At 49.8% G+C, this 18,957-nt stretch carries 15 protein-coding genes, 1 other RNA gene and 2 pseudogenes; 16 read left to right on the top strand and 2 right to left on the bottom strand.

The features are described from left to right. Positions 1-31: 31 nt before the first annotated feature. Together KZE55_RS06075 and recU are read right to left on the bottom strand one after the other, a co-directional pair. Entirely contained in the window at positions 32-2,359 is a 2,328-nt protein-coding gene (locus tag KZE55_RS06075) for a PBP1A family penicillin-binding protein (protein WP_222257815.1), read from the bottom strand. After that, positions 2,349-2,984 carry a Holliday junction resolvase RecU gene (recU, locus tag KZE55_RS06070; protein WP_047767297.1) on the bottom strand — a complete coding sequence of 212 codons (636 nt, stop codon included), beginning with the start codon at positions 2,982-2,984 and terminating at the stop codon, positions 2,349-2,351. The genes KZE55_RS06075 and recU overlap by 11 nt, the downstream gene beginning before the upstream one ends. A gap of 83 nt (positions 2,985-3,067) precedes the next feature. Between recU and KZE55_RS06065 the strand changes: the two genes are divergently transcribed. The 16 genes and pseudogenes from KZE55_RS06065 (at position 3,068) to KZE55_RS05990 (ending at position 18,955) form a co-directional block, all read left to right on the top strand. Next, on the top strand, positions 3,068-3,652 hold the full coding sequence (locus KZE55_RS06065) for an SLOG family protein (protein ID WP_222257814.1): 585 nt from the start codon (positions 3,068-3,070) through the stop codon (positions 3,650-3,652). A 77-nt stretch (positions 3,653-3,729) separates the two neighbouring features. After that, positions 3,730-4,095 (top strand): cell division regulator GpsB, encoded by a 366-nt coding sequence (gpsB, locus tag KZE55_RS06060; RefSeq protein WP_222257813.1) that lies wholly within the window; start codon positions 3,730-3,732, stop codon positions 4,093-4,095. A gap of 31 nt (positions 4,096-4,126) precedes the next feature. Beyond that, positions 4,127-4,502: RNase P RNA component class B (rnpB, locus tag KZE55_RS06055), an RNA gene on the top strand. 453 nt (positions 4,503-4,955) lie between these two features. Beyond that, positions 4,956-5,495: a bifunctional pyr operon transcriptional regulator/uracil phosphoribosyltransferase PyrR gene (gene pyrR / locus KZE55_RS06050; protein WP_047767291.1), complete on the top strand. Its 540-nt coding sequence runs from the start codon at positions 4,956-4,958 to the stop codon at positions 5,493-5,495. A gap of 114 nt (positions 5,496-5,609) precedes the next feature. Continuing rightward, positions 5,610-6,560, top strand: coding sequence for an aspartate carbamoyltransferase catalytic subunit (locus tag KZE55_RS06045; protein WP_047767289.1), 951 nt, complete (start codon positions 5,610-5,612; stop codon positions 6,558-6,560). Further along, complete coding sequence (locus KZE55_RS06040) at positions 6,561-7,847, top strand: dihydroorotase (RefSeq protein WP_222257812.1); 1,287 nt, start codon at positions 6,561-6,563, stop codon at positions 7,845-7,847. It begins immediately after the preceding gene. Between the two features lie 2 nt (positions 7,848-7,849). After that, a complete protein-coding gene (gene carA / locus KZE55_RS06035) occupies positions 7,850-8,938 on the top strand; it encodes a glutamine-hydrolyzing carbamoyl-phosphate synthase small subunit (RefSeq protein ID WP_222257811.1) in 1,089 nt (362 codons plus the stop codon). Next, positions 8,931-12,113: a carbamoyl-phosphate synthase large subunit gene (gene carB, locus KZE55_RS06030; protein ID WP_222257810.1), complete on the top strand. Its 3,183-nt coding sequence runs from the start codon at positions 8,931-8,933 to the stop codon at positions 12,111-12,113. The genes carA and carB overlap by 8 nt, the downstream gene beginning before the upstream one ends. Positions 12,114-12,340: 227 nt before the next feature. After that, positions 12,341-12,835, top strand: coding sequence for a thiol peroxidase (tpx, locus tag KZE55_RS06025; protein ID WP_047767282.1), 495 nt, complete (start codon positions 12,341-12,343; stop codon positions 12,833-12,835). A 12-nt stretch (positions 12,836-12,847) separates the two neighbouring features. Further along, a complete protein-coding gene (locus KZE55_RS06020) occupies positions 12,848-12,997 on the top strand; it encodes a toxin-antitoxin system HicB family antitoxin (RefSeq protein ID WP_082126017.1) in 150 nt (49 codons plus the stop codon). Positions 12,998-13,185: 188 nt separating this feature from the next. Beyond that, positions 13,186-14,144: pseudogene (locus KZE55_RS06015) on the top strand (IS30 family transposase). A 147-nt stretch (positions 14,145-14,291) separates the two neighbouring features. Continuing rightward, a complete protein-coding gene (locus KZE55_RS06010) occupies positions 14,292-14,657 on the top strand; it encodes a hypothetical protein (protein WP_222257809.1) in 366 nt (121 codons plus the stop codon). A 10-nt stretch (positions 14,658-14,667) separates the two neighbouring features. Continuing rightward, positions 14,668-15,485: pseudogene (locus KZE55_RS06005) on the top strand (aldo/keto reductase). A gap of 59 nt (positions 15,486-15,544) precedes the next feature. Continuing rightward, positions 15,545-16,699 carry a THUMP domain-containing class I SAM-dependent RNA methyltransferase gene (locus KZE55_RS06000; RefSeq protein ID WP_222257808.1) on the top strand — a complete coding sequence of 385 codons (1,155 nt, stop codon included), beginning with the start codon at positions 15,545-15,547 and terminating at the stop codon, positions 16,697-16,699. A gap of 434 nt (positions 16,700-17,133) precedes the next feature. Next, positions 17,134-18,153 carry an LCP family protein gene (locus KZE55_RS05995; RefSeq protein WP_222257807.1) on the top strand — a complete coding sequence of 340 codons (1,020 nt, stop codon included), beginning with the start codon at positions 17,134-17,136 and terminating at the stop codon, positions 18,151-18,153. A gap of 10 nt (positions 18,154-18,163) precedes the next feature. Then, positions 18,164-18,955, top strand: a complete 792-nt coding sequence (locus KZE55_RS05990) for a YveK family protein (protein WP_222257806.1) — start codon at positions 18,164-18,166, stop codon at positions 18,953-18,955. Positions 18,956-18,957: the final 2 nt, after the last annotated feature.

Here is an 18,957-nt window from a genome sequence, read left to right as displayed (position 1 = left end):
TTAATTATTTGGGACTTATGTCACAGCCCCATTATTTAATCTTCGGATAACGAGCGTCTGCAGCCTGTGGATTAGCGGCTGGCTGTTGGGCACCACCGCCATTAGTATTACCACTTTTACCAGCATTGCTGTTGGTATTGTTGTTGCCACTGTTGCCATTGCTTGAGTTACTATTAGCGGTTGTATTCTGGTTCCGGTTGTTACCATCCTGGTCTTCATTGCTAAAGACGGAACGCGAAGTAACAATCGAATCAATGGATGATGAACCACTGCGGTCGCTACTGCTGCGACTGCTGTCGTCGTCATCACTGCTTCCGCTATCATCATCGATTGCAGCGTATTGGAGGGCCCACTTAGAGTCCTTGATCACTAGCTGCCGTTTACCATTTACCCGGACCGCTTCAACCGTATCTGGCATCTTCCAGTCACTAGCATGGTTTTGACTATCAAGGTATTGCATCAGGTCCCTGTAAAGAATCTGGGCATCGGTTGTTGAGGATTCAGCAATTGGGCTTTCCGACATTGGGTGGTCATAACCAGTCCAGACGGCAATCGAGTAGTTCTTGGTGTAACCCGCCATCCAGGAGTCCATGACACCGGATTTGCCGCTACCACCTGGGTAGTTCGTTGTCCCGGTCTTCCCGGCCTGGTTGACCCCGTCCAAACGAGCAGCCGTGGCACTTCCTTGGGAGTTAGTGAAGACCCCCTTGAGCATGTCGGTCATCATGTAGGCCGTTGCCTTGTTCATTGCCCGGTGGCCGGTGGAACTGTAATGCTTGACCGCGCCATCCTGGGTGGTGATTGATGAAATGTAGAACGGCTTGTGGTAAATCCCACCGTTAGCGAAGGCCGCGTAAGCAGCGGAAACCTGAAGTGGTGAAATGTACAGGGCAATCCCACTTTGCAGGGTGTACGGTTTCTTTTGGGAGATGCCGAGACCCTTTAAGAAGGTCGTTGCCCGTTTGATCCCGACTTGTTGCAGGGTCCGGATAGCCGGGACGTTCCGTGATTGCACGAGGGCAGCCCGCATCGTCATCGTTCCCTTGTACTTGTTATCAAAGTCATGCAGGGCAATGTTGGTGCCAGGGTAGTAGAACTTGGTATCTGAGACGGACTTGAAGGTTGGCCACTGCAGGTATTCGATTGCCGGACCGTAGTCCATTAATGGCTTGGCAGTCGAACCGGAACTCCGGTTAGTTTGGACCGCCCGGTTAAGGCCGTAAATAACCTTACCAGTGTGACGGCCACCAAGCATGGCAACAATCTGACCATTGTGGGGGTCGGTAACGGCCACCCCGGCCTGCATTTGGGGACTCTGGAAGGAGACCGTGTTGTTGGCCAGGTCGTATAGCTTTTTCTGGGCATCCAGATCAAGGTTGGTGTGGACCTGTAAACCATCGTTGTACGGGTTGTAACCCTTGGCTTCTAGGTCAGCCAGGACCTGTTTGACGTAAGGGTCAACAACCTTTTCGTTAACGTTAACGTCCCCGCCGGAAGTGTTTCCATGGTGGGGGTCCAGGTCAGCGGTGATGCTGTCCTTAGCCGCGTTGTCGGCCTGCGATTGGGTAATGTACTTACTCCGCACCATTGCGTTTAGGACTTCGTTTCGCCGTTGGGTCGCCGCCTGGGTGTTGGTCGACAACGGGTTATAGTAGGTTGGTGACTGCGGCATCCCGGCAAGCAGGGCCAGCTGAGACAGGCTCAGCTCGTCCAGGTTCTTACCATAGTAATATTGAGCCGCCGTTTGCATACCGTAGACCCCGTTACCCATGTAAACCTTATTAATGTAGAAATCGAGGATCTGGTTCTTACTAAAGTGGCGCTCAACGTTGATTGCCAGCCAGGCTTCCTGGGCCTTCCGCTTGAAGGTCCGGTCCGAGGCCGCAGTGGAGAATACGGAAAGTTTAACCAGTTGTTGGGTTAAGGTACTTCCTCCTTGCATTCCGTCGGAGTGACCAAAGATGTTTGAAGTGGCCGCTCCCATGATCCGAATCGGGTCAATCCCGTGGTGTTTGTAGAAGCGCCGGTCTTCAATAGAAACCACGGCGTGCTTCAACGTTGCTGGAACCTGACCATCTTTGGCGTATTCCCGTTTTTGCAGACCAAGGCGGGAGATAACCCGGTTTTGGTCATCATAAATCGTGGTCCCGTTTTGACTAGCCAGTTCACTCTCGCTGATTTTTGGGGCACTAGAAGCATAGTAGAAGAAGAGGGCCGCACCGGCGACAATCAGTAAGACGATTATCCCGGCCACCCATAACAGGATCTTCTTGATTAAGCCCCCGCTACGCTCGTCATCAAAATCTTCTTGACTCGGTTGATGCCGGTCGCCACGGGTCGGTTGATCATTATTCGACATGATAGACTCCTTTGTTCTTCGCAGCGATTATCTGATCGACTGCTTTGAGATATGGTAGGCGGGGGTTCAACTGGTAGCCAATTTGAAAGCCCGCCTTTTGAATGTCGGTCAGCAGGATTGATTTCCGACTGCCACTGGCCTGTTCATCCCAGTACTGGAAGAGAATGCTTGCCGGCAGTAAGTAGACGAGGTCAAGCTCCGTGAACTTAATAAAGGCAAAACAAATTCCGCCCTGCTTAACACACTCACGCATATGATGAATCTGGTGAGGATGAAAGTTCTTCAAAGGAAAGGACTGCTTATTGCGGGTCTCCTTGGCATCGAAATCGATGTAATACCCCTTGTAGACACCATTGTAATCGGTCGTCGATGGGCGCCTGAAGTAGGCCTCCCGAATAACCGCCGCACTCCGCTTCGGGTAGTCGACTTTGACTAGCTGAATGGGCGTCGGCTTTTTATGAATAACTGCAATGTGACGACTCAAGTAGTACTGATTACTATGGTTGATTTCATCCTCGAGCGACATCCCCCGCTTGGCATAAATTGACTGGTGGGGGGTCGGTAAATCCCGCTGGGCGTGATATGATTGATGGGGATGCTGGCCATTGGGATAGTGAATAGTCAAGGTGCTCACTCTCCTAACTAGCAATATATTATACCAGAATATTGATAAACTGATTGATACAGAATTGTTACGGAGGTAATTTTATGCGCCGCTTGTGGGTAACCGGCTACCGTAGTTACGAGCTCAACACTTTCAAAGACGATGACCCTAAGGTTTTGGTAGTCAAACGGGTCCTAACTGCCCGGCTAAAAAGCTACTTAGATGAAAGCTCGGACGAATTTTGGCTGATCACCGGGCCCCAGCTGGGGACGGAGCAGTGGGCAGCAGAGTGTGCTCTGGACTTGCGGAAGGACTACCACCAGCTCAAGGTGGCCATTATGTTGCCGTTTGCTGACTTCGCTGGTAAGTGGAACGCCGCCAACCAGGCTAAGCTGGCCACCCTCCGCGAACGGGTTAACTTCTCTAAGGAGGTCACCACAAAACCGTATGAGTCACCGGAGCAACTCCGCCTGTACCAGCAATTCATGATTACCCATACCGACCGGATGCTGATGGTGTATGACCCTGACCACCCGGGGAAGCCTAAGTACGATTACCGCTTAGCGCAGAAGTATGGCGAAAGTCAAGACTACCCCCTGGACCTAATTGACTTTGATGAGCTTCAGGAAGCGGCCCTTGAATGGGGTGAGCAGGAACGTGAAAAGAAACTGGCGGAGAAGGGGTACTAAAAAAATCCTTGCAATCAAGGCAGGTTTTGGTAAGATAGTTATGTATTACGCAAACTAAACAATTGAGGTGTTCAAAGTTGGGTAACATAAATTATACTCCACAAGATATTTTGCATAAGCAATTTAAAGAACACAGCATCGGTAAGGGTTACGATATGGCTGATGTTGATGAGTTTCTTGATAATGTTATCAAGGACTACGACACCTACAACAAGGAAATCGACCGTTTAAACGATGAAAACGAGCGGTTAAAAGCTAAGGTTGACGAACTCAACCGGCAAGTTGAAGTTGGCGCCACGATGAATACCCGGTCAGCTAACCAGCAACCCGTTTCTAACGCCACCAATATGGATATCTTAAAGCGGCTTTCCAACCTGGAACGCCGGGTATTTGGTTCCCAACTGGGTGACAACAACGGCAACGACGATTCACACTTGCTTTAGTGTGCGTTATCAAATATAATAAGATTTTGCAAGCTTTGGGTAATTGAGCGCAGCTTTTGTTGCGTTAGGAAGGTCCATGCTCGCACAGGCTGCGATGCCTGTAGTGTTTGTGCTCGCTGAAAAAATAAGGCGGGGCACCGGCTTGTCCGGTGACGGCGGAAAAAACGGCTAAGGTTTTACTATGCCCGAGTATTCCTGAAAAGTGCCACAGTGACGATACAGCAGGGGAAACCTTGCTGGTGGAACGCGGTAAACCCCTCAAGCGGTAAACCCAAACTACGGTAGGGGAGCTTTGGATAGCAAATTGAAGCGATTCCAGGGGAGAGTTTTTTAACTCTGAGATAGATGATTACCTCGGTCCAACCATTGCCTGGTGGTTGGGCTACGACAAAACATGGCCTACAGATGCTTGCAAACAGGTGAGGCTGGGAGAAGACTTTGTTTTCTCACCAGCCTCTTTTTCATATCCGAGTGTTACACAGTAATCGCGGAAAAACCAATAGGCTTGCTCCGCTTCGAAGCGCGCTCCTAGTGTCTACCGCCGCGCAGCAAGTCCATTGATTACGGACAATCGCCGGCCCGTTCCGTGCCAATGATCGTCCCATACTAGCCAAAGGCGCGCTCTGATGCTTTTTTCCAGCTTCTTTTTTTAGTTTTAAATTTCTGCCAGTCCTTGACTTTTTTCACAAAACTGGTATCTTATAGTCAATCAATGTCCTTTAAGTTAGTCCCGTGAGGCTAGTAAGGTTCGGCTATAATAACGCGAGTACCAGATAAGACCCTGGTATTAGTGAACCCCTAGACGAAACGGCTTTGTCTAGGGGCTTTTCTTTTGGGGCATGATCAAAAGAGGTGTAATGATGAACAAACAGATTATTGACGCAATGGCAATGAAGCGAGCTTTGACCCGAATTACTTATGAAATCATTGAACGGAACAAGGGCTTTGACGACCTGATCCTGATTGGGATTAAGACCCGCGGTGAATTTCTTGCCCGGCGGATTGCGGAACAGATGGCCAAACTCGAGAATGCCCAGATTCTAGTGGTTCCCCTTGATATCACCGGTTACCGTGACGACTTGCAAAATGACCAGGTGGCAAAAGAAAGTAAAGTCACCACGAAATTGCCGGTCAACATTGATGACAAACAAGTCGTTTTGGTTGATGATGTCTTTTTCACCGGCCGGACAGTGCGGGCGGCAATGGATGCCCTGATGGACCAGGGACGGCCCCAAAGCATCCGGGTGGCGGTTTTGATTGACCGCGGCCACCGGGAAATGCCAATCCGGCCTGACTTTGTTGGCAAAAACGTTCCAACATCCAGTGAGGAAAAGGTTAAGGTCAACATGACCGAAGTTGACGACCAGGATGACGTTGAACTAATTAACTTGAATAAGTAACCATTAATTTTGCTCCAGAGAGGGCAGCATGGTTACTTCTCCTTAATATAGGTGGAGAAGACCAGACTGCCCGGAGCAAGAGCCCCAGGCTTTTTTATTAAGGAGAATCAAATCATGACTGAATTTGTTAAGTTACCACACTTTGTAAGTGTTGAAAATTTGGGTGTTGACCGGATTAATACCCTGATCAAGCGGGCTGAATATTTTAAGAACGGTGGTGCAAGGCCCCAGCTAAAAACGCCCGTCTACGTCACGAACATGTTCTTTGAGAACTCAACCCGGACGCATACCAGCTTTGCAATGGCCGAAAAGAAGCTGGGCCTTACCGAAATCCCCTTTGACGCCGCCCACAGTTCGATGAGCAAGGGCGAGACCCTTTACGACACTTGCCTGGTGATGAATGCGCTGGGCGTTAACCTGTCCGTCATTCGGGCAAGTCAAAACGCCTACTATGAACCGCTGATTAACCACCGTGCCGACCAGCACCTCAACTTGGGGATTGTCAATGCCGGTGACGGGAGCGGCCAACACCCATCCCAAAGCCTCTTAGATATGATGACCATCCACGAGCACTTCGGTAGTTTCAAGGGCTTAAAGATTGCCATTGTTGGTGACATTACCAACTCCCGGGTTGCCCGGTCCAATATGGAAATCCTGACGCGGCTGGGGGCTGAAGTTTACTTCTCTGGTCCCGACTACTGGTACGACCATGCCTTTGACAAGTACGGTAAGTTCTGCCCGCTAGACGACTTGGTGGACAAGGTTGACGTGATGATGCTTTTGCGGGTGCAGCACGAACGGCATGCCGGTGACGCTAACGAAAGCAAGTTTGACGCGGCTAAGTACCATGAGAAATACGGAATCAACCATGACCGTTATAACCGGCTGAAGGACCAATGCCTGATTATGCACCCCGGTCCGATCAACCACGACGTCGAACTTGCCGGTAACCTGGTTGAAGCACCCAAGTGTGCCTTCTTTAAACAAATGCAAAACGGCGTCTTCATGCGGATGGCAATGTTGGAAGCAGTTGTCCGTGGTCGTCACCTGGGAGGTTTGGAATAGATGAAAACTTTAATTCAAAACGGCACCGTCTACGTCAACGGTCGGCTGATTTGCGCCGATGTCTTAGTTGACGATAACATTATCGAAGCCATTGGCAATCTTCCCGACCTCGCTGACGAGGTTGGTCACATCATTAACGCCAGCGGAAAGCTGGTAACACCTGGCCTGGTGGACGTTCACGTTCACTATCGCGACCCTGGCCAAACGCAAAGGGAAACAATCAAGACCGGGACAGCAGCTGCCATCCATGGTGGTTTTACCACGGTCGGGGCAATGCCAAATGTTGACCCCACCCCTGATACCCCTGAACGGGTGGCCCACATGGTCAAACGTAACCAGGAGGAGGGCCTGGTCCACATTGCCCAGTTTGCAACGATCACAACCGGGCGGCAGGGTGACCAGCTGGTCGACTTTGCAGGCGTCAAGCGCGCCGGTGCCTTTGCTGTTTCCAACGACGGGAGTGGGGTGCAAACTGCGGGCACCATGTACAAGGCGATGGAAGGTGCCGCTAAGGCGGGTCTCCCGTTAGCTGCTCACGTGGAAGACAACTCCCTCCTTTTTGGCGGCGTAATGAACGAAAGTCAGCGGGCAAAGGAATTAGGCTTGCCCGGCGCACCGAGCGTGTCTGAATCAGCTCAGGTTGCGCGTGACCTGGTGCTGGCTAAGGCAACGGGGGTCCACTACCATATCTGTCACGTTTCAACTAAGGAAAGTATTGAAATGGTCCGCTTCGCAAAGCAGCAGGGGGTCAATGTAACCTGTGAAGCCACTCCGCACCACCTCTTGTTAGCCGACAAGGATATTCCAGCAGGTAACACCAACTACAAGATGAACCCGCCGCTGCGGCATGAAGAAGACCAGCAGGCGTTAATTGCGGGCCTGCTTGATGGGACGGTCGACATGGTTGCAACGGACCACGCTCCCCACACCGTTAGTGATAAGCCGAATGACTTTACTAAGGCAGCTAACGGCATCACGGGAAGCGAGACGGCTTTCTGTGAGCTCTACACGAAACTGGTCAAGACCGGAATCTGCCGCCTTACGCAGCTGCTCGACTGGATGACAGCCAAGCCGGCCGACCTCTTTGGCTTGAAGGATGCGGGACATTTAGAACCCGGTAAGCCGGCTGACATTGCAATCTTTGACCTTGACCACCAATTTGAGATCAAGCAAGAAGATTACCAATCCAAGGGGATCAATAATCCCTTTACTGGTGACAAGGTCTATGGTGAGACCGTCTTGACGATGGTCGACGGCAAAGTGGTTTACGAACGAAAGGAAGATTAATGATGGAACGCTACCTTGTACTAGAAGACGGCAGCGTCTACGCTGGTGAGGCATTTGGCGCGGACTGCTCAACGCTTGGTGAAGTGGTCTTTACGACGGGGATGACTGGTTACCAAGAGGCAATCACTGACCAGTCCTACGCTAACCAGATCCTGGTATTTACCAACCCCTTGATTGGTAACTATGGGGTCAACCTGGATGACTACGAGTCATTGCAGCCCCAAATCAAAGGAGTAGTTTGTCACCGGGTCGCCCGGCGCCCCACCAACTGGCGAATGCAAGATACCTTGCCAAATTTCTTAACTCAACGAAAGGTACCGGGAATTCAAGGCATTGACACCCGGGAACTGGTGCGCAAGCTTCGCCAACACGGGACATTGCACGGGGCAATCGTTGACAACGTGGCCGACCCGGACAAGCTCTTGAAGAAGATCCAAACTGCCCACCCAACCGCAGGGATCATCAGCCAGGTTTCAACCAAGTCACCGTACCCGAACCCCGGGACGAAGCGGAATATCGTCGTGATTGACTTTGGAATCAAGCACAGCATTCTGCGCGAACTGGCGGAACGGGAATGCAACGTCATTGTCCTGCCGTACACCGCCACGGCGGAGGAAATCTTGAACCTCAAGCCCGACGGTATTCTCTTGTCCAACGGTCCTGGTGACCCGGAGGAGATGACGGACGCCGCAAAGATGGTTGCCGAGGTAGAAAAACACCTGCCGCTGTTTGGCATCTGCATGGGGCACCAAGTCTTTGCCCTCGCTAACGGTGCGAAGACCTACAAGATGAAGTTCGGCCACCGGGGCTTTAACCACCCGGTTAGAAACATTGCTACCGGTGAGATTGACTTTACCTCCCAGAACCACGGGTACGCGGTTGATCCGCAGTTAATTGACCAGGACAAGCTGCTGGTGACCCATGTCGAAGTAAATGATGGCACGATTGAAGGGCTACGTCACAAGCAGTACCCGGCCTTTTCAGTTCAGTTCCACCCGGACGCTGCACCGGGCCCCCACGATGCTGACGGCTTATTTGATGACTTTATTAGCATGGTAGACCAGCAAAGGAGTGCACGAACGAATGCCTAAACGGACAGATATTCACAAGATTTTAGTAATCGGGTCTGGACCGATCATCATTGGTCAGGCGGCTGAGTTTGATTATTCTGGAACCCAGGCCTGCTTAGCATTACGGGAAGAGGGGTACGAGACCGTTCTCGTTAACTCCAACCCGGCAACAATCATGACGGATAATGAAATCGCTGACCACGTTTATATCGAACCCTTAACGGTTGAATCTGTCTCCCGGATTATTCGGAAGGAATACCCGGACGCTATTTTGCCAACTCTGGGAGGTCAGATTGGCCTGAACCTGGCCGTGGCCCTTTCCAAGACGGGGCTGCTAGATGAATTGCACATTGAGCTCTTGGGGACCAAGTTAGACTCCATCGATGAGGCGGAAGACCGGGAAAAGTTCAAGGAACTGATGCAACGGCTCCACGAACCCGTGCCGGCCTCCCAAACCGTGGAGACGGTTGACGGTGCCCTGAAGTTTGCCCACGAGATTGGCTACCCGGTAATTGTTCGGCCGGCCTTCACCATGGGTGGTACCGGTGGTGGAATGTGCCACAATGACGAGGAACTGAAGACGATTGCTGCCAACGGGTTAGACCTTTCACCAGCTACCCAATGTCTGATTGAAAAGTCGATTGCCGGTTACAAGGAAATCGAGTTCGAAGTGATGCGCGACGCCAGCGATAACGCAATGGTGGTTTGCTGCATGGAAAACTTCGACCCGGTCGGCATCCACACTGGGGACTCAATCGTCTTTGCCCCGAGCCAGACCCTTTCGGACCGGGAATACCAGATGCTGCGGGACTGTGCCTTGAAATTGATCCGGGCCCTCAAGATTGAAGGGGGCTGTAACGTTCAATTAGCGTTGGACCCGAATTCCTACCACTACAACGTAATCGAGGTTAACCCCCGGGTATCCCGGTCCTCGGCACTGGCTTCTAAGGCCACTGGTTACCCAATTGCCAAGATGGCCGCTAAGATTGCGGTTGGCCTGACTTTAGACGAGATCAAGAACCCGGTTACCGGAACAACCTATGCCGAGTTTGAACCGGCCCTCGACTATGTCGTTTGCAAGATTCCGCGCTGGCCGTTTGACAAGTTCACCCTGGCCGACCGCCGGCTGGGCAGTCAGATGAAGGCCACCGGGGAAGTCATGGCGATTGGCCGGGCCGCCGAAGAGACCCTGCAAAAGGCCGTGCGGTCCCTAGAAATCAACCAGAAGGGCCTCTTCTCTGTTCCAGCCCACAAGGCCACGGATACGGCCCTAGAAGACAAGTTGGTGCACGCCGAAGACGACCGACTCTTCTACATTGCGGAAGCTTTCCGTCGCGGTTACACGATTGACGATGTCCACGAGCTGACTAAGATTAACGACTACTTCTTGGACATCGTTCTCCACCTGGTCCAACTTGAAAAACAAATTCAGGACAAGCCGGCGGGCCTGGCAACTTTGCGGTTAGCCAAGAAGTACGGCTTTAGTGACCAGACGATTGCCAACCTGTGGAAGACGACGGCAGATAAGGTTCGAGCAATGCGGAAGGATAATGGAATCATCCCAGTTTATAAGATGGTTGACACCTGCGCGGCAGAGTTTGACTCATCCACCCCGTACTTTTACAGTACTTACGACCGGGAAAACGAGAGTCACCGAACTGGCAAGAAGTCAGTGCTCGTCATTGGCTCTGGCCCGATTCGGATTGGCCAAGGAGTCGAATTTGATTACGCGACTGTCCACTGTGTTAAGGCCCTCCAGTCAATGGGCTACGAGGCAATCGTCATGAATTCGAACCCGGAGACGGTTTCAACTGATTTCTCCGTTTCTGACAAGCTCTACTTCGAACCGCTCACCTTAGAGGACGTTATGAATGTAATCGACCTCGAACAACCAGTAGGCGTAATCGTTCAGTTCGGTGGCCAGACGGCAATTAACCTGGCGGCCGGATTGGACAAGAACGGGGTCCAGATCCTGGGAACCAGTGTTAAGGACCTTGACGCGGCGGAAGACCGGCGAATCTTTGATGAGATTATTAAGAAGCTTGAACTGAAGCAACCAGTTGGCCTGACCGCCACGACCCACCAGGGAGTGATTGAGGCAGCCGAAAAGATCGGCTACCCGGTATTGGTACGGCCAAGTTATGTCCTGGGGGGCAAGGCAATGGAAATCGTATACAACGAGGACGAACTGCGCCAGTACCTGAAGGAGAATGCTGACGTGGCCGCTGACCACCCAATCTTGATTGATGCCTACCTGGAAGGCCGCGAATGTGAAGTCGACGCCATTTGTGACGGGACCGACGTCTTGCTGCCGGGGATCATGGAGCATATCGAGCATGCTGGGGTCCACTCGGGGGACTCGATGGCGGTTTACCCACCACAAAGCTTTGACGACGACATCAAGCACCAGATTGTTTCGGCCACTAAGAAGTTGGCAATTGCCCTCAAGTGCAAGGGAATCATGAACATTCAGTTCATCATCCATAACCACGAGGCCTATGTTCTGGAAGTCAATCCACGAGCTAGCCGGACCGTACCGTTCCTTTCTAAAATCACCGGAATTGAGATGGCCCAAGTCGCTACCCGGGTAATCCTCGGTAAGAGCCTGGCTGACCAGGGTTACCACGATGGCCTCTACCCGGAGAGCAAGATGATCCACGTCAAGGCGCCGGTATTTAGCTTCAATAAGCTGGATGACGTTGACGCTTACCTGGGACCCGAGATGAAGTCCACCGGTGAGGTCATGGGGTCCGACCAGACCTTTGCCAAGGCCCTCTACAAAGCCTTTGCCGGGGCCAAGATGAAGCTGCCGGACAACGGGAGCGTCTTGTTAACCATCGAAGATAACGACAAGCAGACCATCCTGCCACTGGCCAAGCGCTTTGCCCTGATTGGCTACCGTCTTTTGGCCACTAAGGGGACGGCAGATTTCTTGAAGGACAACGGCCTACATGTTGAAACCGTTGGTAAGATTGGTGAAGATGATGGTGACAAAAACATTATCCGGGTCATCAAGGATAACAAGGTTGACCTGGTGATCAACACGATGGGTCACAACTATGCCAAGAATTCCGATGGCTTTATCATCCGGCAGACGGCAATCGAGCATAATATTCCTCTGCTGACGGCGCTAGACACGGTGGGGGCCCTTCTTTGGGCTTTGGAAAACCGGTCATTCTCCGCAACCGCCCTTTAAAATAATTAAAAGTGGTGTCACCGGACTTCAAGGGGTCATTAACGAAAGCCTTCATAAATAAAAAAGTCCTCAGTGGGGCTTTTTTACTTTATTGTTAGACATGTCTAATAACTTTAAGGTGGCTTTTAGGATCATGAGGAAGGCCGGGTTAACCCCAGTTAAAATTAATGATTTTTGCGCCGATTTTAGTTATACTGGATTAAACCTAATAGAGGAGTGACTTTTTCATGGAAATTACAATTAATGGTGAAGCAAGACAATTAGTTGGCAACCCGCCAGCAGTTGGTGAAGAATTTCCCCACTTCAAGGTTTATGACAAAAATGATGAGAAGATCAAAACGCGGCAACTGCTGGGAAAGGTCACGTTACTAAGCGTTGTGCCAAACATTAATACCCCCGTTTGCAGTATTCAAACTAAGCACTTTAATTCAACGATGGACCAGTTCCCAGACGTTAACTTTTTAACGATCTCGACCAACACGATTGAAGACCAGCAAAAGTGGTGCGCTGCCGAAGGTGTCAAACACATGCAGCTGGCTTCTGATAAGGACGAGTCCTTTGGCTATGAGTCCAAACTGTTGATCCCAGATGAAGGAATCCTTGCCCGGTCGGTCTGGATCCTCGATCAGAATGGCAAAATCGTTTACCGCGAAATTTTGAAGGAACTCACTGATGAACCAAACTATGATCAAGCGTTATCTGAGTTGAAAAAGTTAGTCTGACAATGAAAGCACCTGATAAAGGCAAGCTCATATAAAGGTACATTCAATGTTCGGATAACACCAGAACTTCATAGAGATTTAGTTAAATATGCTGACGATAATGAGGAAACGTTAAATGCGGCAGTAACGACTGCCATTGAGAACTTAATACAAGTTAACTGAAAAAAATTTAAGCAGCTCGCGCCGGTGAATTCGGTGCGGGCTGCTTTTTATAATCTGCTGAATAAACACATTGGGCTCACGGTTGGGAGTTCAATGTTAATACTCGCTGTTTGTAAAATTAAGTTAGAAAAAGGCCATTTGTGATAGACTTTTGAATAACCACAAACAAAAGTAAAGAAACATCACAAATGACCTATAGACATCTTACCACACGTGAATTAACCCTCATAGCTGATTTGGAACTAAAACCTATCAAACCGCCAAACTTCTCAAGCGTAGTCAGGAAACGATTTATCGAATTTATCGTTTCCTTAATGGCGGTAAAACCATTGAACAATATCTTGAAAAATACCAGCGTAATAAACGTCACTGTGGTCGAAAACAAGCTCAGTTGCCCCAAAATGAAGTTGAGTATATTAACGACCAAATTAAAGCTGGCTGGACACCGGATACCATTATTGGTCGTAAGGAACATGCCATTAGCTGTAGTATGCGGACTCTTTATCGGATGTTTGCTCGAGGACAGTATAATTTCAATGCTCAACAGTTACCGATGAAGGATAAACGTCACCCCAATGGCTATGTCGAACGACGTGGTAAGGCTGGTCAGCTTGGACGCAGTATCTATCAACGTTATCAAGACTTCCCTCATGACCAGGATGAGTTCGGTCACTTTGAAGCCGATACTGTTCAAGGCAAAGCCCATCGTGGAGCTGTCATGACCTTGGTAGAACGTCAATCCAAAGTCATGTTTGTTCTCAATGTTCATCGCAAAACTGATGAAGCAGTTAATTGTCACTTAGATAAATGGCTTTCAAAAATGCCCCGTCACTTGGTTAAGTCAATTACCTTTGACAACGGTAAAGAATTCGCTGGTTGGCGTGACATCGCTAATAAGCATGACATTCATACTTATTTTGCGGAAGTCGGGGCACCCAATCAACGTGGACTTAACGAGAATAATAATGGCATTTTAAGCCGTGACGGTCTCAGTAAACGATTAGACTTCCGCAACCTACCTGATGAATTAATTACCCAACTCATGTCATACCGTAATCGAATTTCACGGAAATCGCTTCACTATCGCACACCTGTTGAAGTATTCATGAAGAATATCACAGATGAACAGCTTTCAACATTTTTCTAATTTAAATTGACATTTCAGGAGTGTAAACCCTAAGGGGTATTGTACGGTCCGAATTCATTCGAATGCTGAAGGCCTTTTGCGTCTAGTGGGAATTGTTTCCGATTACTGACCGGATATGTTAAATTTAATAAAAAAGGTGGGACGAAAATGAAATTAGAAGTAACTGATCATGCGGCAAACTGGTTGAAAGGCCACCTGGGCCTCCATGAAGGAGACCAACTAGCCTTTGTGGCGGAGAAAGGGCCGACGGGTGTCAAGGTCAAATACCAAGTGCCAACTGAACCGGGTCAGGCAGTCGCAAAGGTGGTCAAAGCTGGGGTCACCTACTACATCGATTTTAGTGATGAGTGGTACTTTTCTGGAAAGGTGACCACCGTCGATTATGAAAAGCAAAGGGGGATTAGCTACCACTTTGCGGCGGAAAATGATGATTTGAAGATTGTCAAGGGCAACGTAGTTCAGGCGGATAGCACGACGGCGGCGTCACGGGACTTTGAAGATTTTTGGGAATAGGATGGTAATAATGAAGGAGGTTAAACTAAATAACGGGATTATCATGCCCGCAGTGGGGTACGGAACCTACCAAACGGCACCGGAGGAGACAACGAAAAATGTCCTCTTGGCCCTGCAGACGGGGTACCGCCTAATTGACACGGCCCAGTATTATGGCAACGAGGCTGAGGTCGGCGAGGCCTTGACTGAGAGTGGGCTGGCCAGAGACCAGGTCTTTGTCACCACCAAGGTGCAGACTAGTGGCTACGCGGCCACCAAGGCAGGCTTAGACGAATCGTTGCGACGGTTTAACCATGACTACTTTGACCTGGTGATCATCCACTGGCCGACCGGGAACGATGACGAGACCTACCGGGCACTAGAAGACGCTTACCAGGACGGCAAGGTGCGGCAATCGGCCTCAGTAACTTCAACGCTTCCCAGGGCCAAGCGATTATCGATGGAGCAACCGTGGCCCCGGCGATTGACCAGATTGAAACCCACCTGCTCTGGCAGCAAAAGCGGATGCACGCCTATTTGATGAGCAGGGGGATGGTTCACGAGTCTTATGCACCACTGGGTGAGAACCAGCCCGGCTTTTTGAATCAGCCGGTTTTGCAGAAGGTGGCGGCGCGTTACCATAGGACACCGGCCCAGGTTACCCTGCGCTTCTTAAACCAGGAAGGGATCGTTGTGATTCCAAAGACCCTGGACCCGCAGCATATGGCAGATAACTTAGCGATTTTTGATTTTACCTTAGCCCCGGCTGATGTGCGGCTGCTGGAAAGCTTGGATAAGCGGCAGGCAATTGTCGGCTGGCCAGCAACGATGCAGAAGGACCAGTATTAGCATTCTTTATGCTCATCGGGTAAAATAGGGTTAACATTGAATAACGAGGAGATTTGATTTTGCAAAAATATCAATTAATGGCAACGGCGGCGGCCGGGATTGAGGCCCTGGTCGGCAAGGAACTCCGCCAGTTAGGTTACGAAGCCAAGGTTGAAAACGGCCGGGTGCGCTTTACCGGCGACATGCGGGACATTTTAACCACCAACCTGTGGCTCCGGACGGCGGACCGGATCAAGATTATTGTCGGCGAGTTTCCTGCCCGGACCTTTGATGAGCTCTTTGAAAACACGACGGCGTTGCCCTGGGAAGAATTCCTCCCGGTCGATGCCGAATTCCCGGTGGAGGGCCGCAGTCACCATTCTCAGCTCCATAATGTTCCCAGCGTTCAGGCAATTGTGAAAAAGGCGATTGTCCAACGGCTGAGTAAGGTGTACCACCGGCGGACACGGTTGCCAGAAACAGGGAACCTGTACCCGCTAGAAGTTGTAATTAACAAGGACCAGGTAATGTTGACCCTGGATACGACGGGAGAGAGCCTGTTCAAGCGGGGCTACCGGAAGAATAAAGGGGGCGCTCCCTTGAAGGAAAACATGGCGGCAGCGTTGGTGATGCTTGCCCACTGGTTTCCTGATAACCCGTTTGTGGATCCGGTTTGTGGTTCAGGAACGATTCCAATCGAGGCCGCTTTACTGGGACATAACATTGCTCCGGGGATCAACCGGGCCTTTGCGTGTGAGCAGTGGGTTAACTTAACGCCAGCGGGCTTATTTGATGACGTCCGTGATGAGGCTGATGATAAGGCGGATTATGATGTCAAACTCGACATCCATGGTTATGATATTGACCAAAACATGGTGGAGATTGCTGAAGAGAACTGTCGGGCCGCTGGATTGACCCATGACATTACCTTTAAGCAATTGGCGCTAAAGGACTGGCGGACTGACAAGTGCAACGGGGTCATCGTGGCCAACCCGCCATACGGGGAACGGCTGAGTGACCATGCGGCTGTCCACGAATTGTACCGGCAGATGGGGGAGCTCTACCGACCACTGACGACCTGGAGCAAGTACATTTTGACCGCTGATTTGGAATTTGAGAAGTACTACGGGGCAAAGGCAACCAAGCGGCGGAAGCTGTATAATGGTGCTTTGCGGACCGACCTTTTCCAATTCTGGGGTCATAAGGACCGGAGTAAGTTTAGGACAGTGAGATGATATACAAATAGGAAAACCGGTTAGAAAATATGGAATAATTATTTTAAGTTAGCTTAACGGCTGGCTTTTTTGTATGCACCAAAAGATTACGTGGTAAGACATAAATTGGCATATTGAAGGAGTAATTTTTGCCTAGAAAGCCTCCTTATCGGACGTTAAATTAAATGAATTTTAAAAAATTTTGCCTTTTCTTATCAGTGGCGAGAAATTAATTTTGGCACCGTAGCAATATCATTTTAAGCCCGTTAGCATGATATTGCACCCACTTAAATAGGTAAAGTAATTTAATTATCAACTGAAATTGAATTTCAAAATACCCAAACTTTAAATTATTGGTGATTTGTAAGTCGTGACCAGGAGGAATAAAATATAAGTTGTTAAAAAATTATTAAAAGTGTTTTTACGTATACGAAGAAATTAGGAGAAGACAGTCGATGTCAGAGAACAATGATACTAAAGATGAATTAGCGGGTCAGCAGTCGTTGAATGAACAAGTTGTTCGTCATCACCACCACCACCGCCATCATCGTCACCACCACCGGCGACGGATATTGAAGAATATCTTTTGGTGGGCCGTGGGGATTCTCCTGCTTTTTGCAATTTTCTTTGCAACAATTGCATGGCGAAACCTGAAAGTCACGACGAATGACATGTACAACAGCGCCGGCATCACTAAACAGCGTGATGCCGATAAGGTGCTTGCAAAGCGGCGGCCGGTATCGATCCTCTTACTGGGGACCGATACTGGGGCCCTTGGGCGAAACTACAAGGGGCGGACAGATACCATGATGGTAATGACCCTTAACCCCAAGAAGAAGACGACCACGATTGTCAGCCTGCCGCGGGACATGAAGGTCGACCTCCCCGGTTACCCTGATGAGTCACCGGCTAAGATCAACGCCGCCTACACATTTGGCGGGGTAAAAGAGAGTGTCAAGGTTGTTCACCAGCATTTCAATATCCCAATCGATTACTACGTCCTGGTCAATATGGGCGGCCTGGAAAAGGCAATCAACCAGGTTGGCGGGGTCGATGTCAAGTCACCACTGACCTTCACATACGGTGGTGTTTCCTTCAAGAAGGGAACGACCTATCATCTGAATGGGAAGAACGCGTTGAAGTTTAGCCGGATGCGTTATGACGATCCGCAGGGTGACTACGGACGGCAACAACGGCAACGGTTGATCATCACTGCTTTATTGAAGAAGTCCATTTCTTATAAGACGGTCCTCAACCGACAATTTTTAAAGTCAATTGCTGACAGTTCACAGACGGACCTGACTTTTAAGAATATGGTCACACTGGCCAAGGACTACCGCCAGGCAAATGCCAAGGTGGTCCAAGACCACGCCCAAGGACGGGGCCAAAACGATGATGGCCAGGACTTTGAAGTAGTACCAAGTTCCGAACAGGAGCGGGTAACGACCCTGCTTCAGAATAGTTTGAATAATTAAGGAGTAGACAATGACGGATTCACAAAGCGAAGCAACGAATACGATTGACCTTCACCGGTTACTGGTGATTATTCGCAATAATTACCTGATGCTGATTTTATGGACAGTCTTGATTGCCGTGTTAGGCTTTGCCGTGGCAAAGTTTGCGGTAATTCCGAAATATACGGCTAATACAGAAATACTGGTTAACCAAAAGCACAGTAATAGCAACGGTCAGGCATATAACGACCAGCAGGCCGATGTCCAGATCATCAATACCTACAAGGACATCATCACGAATAACGTGATCTTGGAGCAGACCAGTAATGAGCTGAATAGTAGTAGTCAGGTGGCTAAGGAATATGGTCGCAATTACAATGTTCCCGCTAGTCAACTGAAAAAGGGCATCAAGATCAGTAACGAACAGAATTCGCAAGTCTTTTCAGTAGCGGTAACGACCGATGACCCACAGAAGTCAGCAGCAACCGCCAACACGATTGCGTCCGTCTTCAAGAAGCGGATCAAGAAGATGATGAGTGTCAACAACGTCACGATTGTGTCGCGGGCATCGGCACCATCTGCGCCGTCCTTCCCGAACGTTAAGTTGTTCACCCTGGCCGGGGCAATCTTGGGACTTTTAGCTTCCTTTATTTACTTGATTATCAAGGAACTGATGGATACCGCGGTTAACTCTGATGAATTCATGGTTGATGAGTTAGGGTTAACGAACCTGGGGCACATCGATCACATTCATCTTGACCGGAAAAAGGAAACACTTAACAGTAAACAGCGTTCAAATACAAGCGCAAGGCGTCGGGTTTAAGG

The organism is Limosilactobacillus panis (genome assembly GCF_019797825.1).
Lineage (GTDB): Bacteria > Bacillota > Bacilli > Lactobacillales > Lactobacillaceae > Limosilactobacillus > Limosilactobacillus panis_A.
Note: the sequence above shows the minus strand (reverse complement) of the source record. Positions and strands in the feature narration are given on the sequence as shown.

Excerpts from the sequence above, each read along its gene's own strand:
- KZE55_RS06075 (WP_222257815.1), bottom strand. The coding sequence starts at position 2,359 with ATGTCGAATAATGATCAACCGACCCGTGGCGACCGGCATCAACCGAGT.
- KZE55_RS06065 (WP_222257814.1), top strand. The coding sequence starts at position 3,068 with ATGCGCCGCTTGTGGGTAACCGGCTACCGTAGTTACGAGCTCAACACT.
- pyrR (WP_047767291.1), top strand. The coding sequence starts at position 4,956 with ATGAACAAACAGATTATTGACGCAATGGCAATGAAGCGAGCTTTGACC.
- KZE55_RS06045 (WP_047767289.1), top strand. The coding sequence starts at position 5,610 with ATGACTGAATTTGTTAAGTTACCACACTTTGTAAGTGTTGAAAATTTG.
- KZE55_RS06040 (WP_222257812.1), top strand. The coding sequence starts at position 6,561 with ATGAAAACTTTAATTCAAAACGGCACCGTCTACGTCAACGGTCGGCTG.
- carA (WP_222257811.1), top strand. The coding sequence starts at position 7,850 with ATGGAACGCTACCTTGTACTAGAAGACGGCAGCGTCTACGCTGGTGAG.
- carB (WP_222257810.1), top strand. The coding sequence starts at position 8,931 with ATGCCTAAACGGACAGATATTCACAAGATTTTAGTAATCGGGTCTGGA.
- tpx (WP_047767282.1), top strand. The coding sequence starts at position 12,341 with ATGGAAATTACAATTAATGGTGAAGCAAGACAATTAGTTGGCAACCCG.
- KZE55_RS06010 (WP_222257809.1), top strand. The coding sequence starts at position 14,292 with ATGAAATTAGAAGTAACTGATCATGCGGCAAACTGGTTGAAAGGCCAC.
- KZE55_RS05995 (WP_222257807.1), top strand. The coding sequence starts at position 17,134 with ATGTCAGAGAACAATGATACTAAAGATGAATTAGCGGGTCAGCAGTCG.
- KZE55_RS05990 (WP_222257806.1), top strand. The coding sequence starts at position 18,164 with ATGACGGATTCACAAAGCGAAGCAACGAATACGATTGACCTTCACCGG.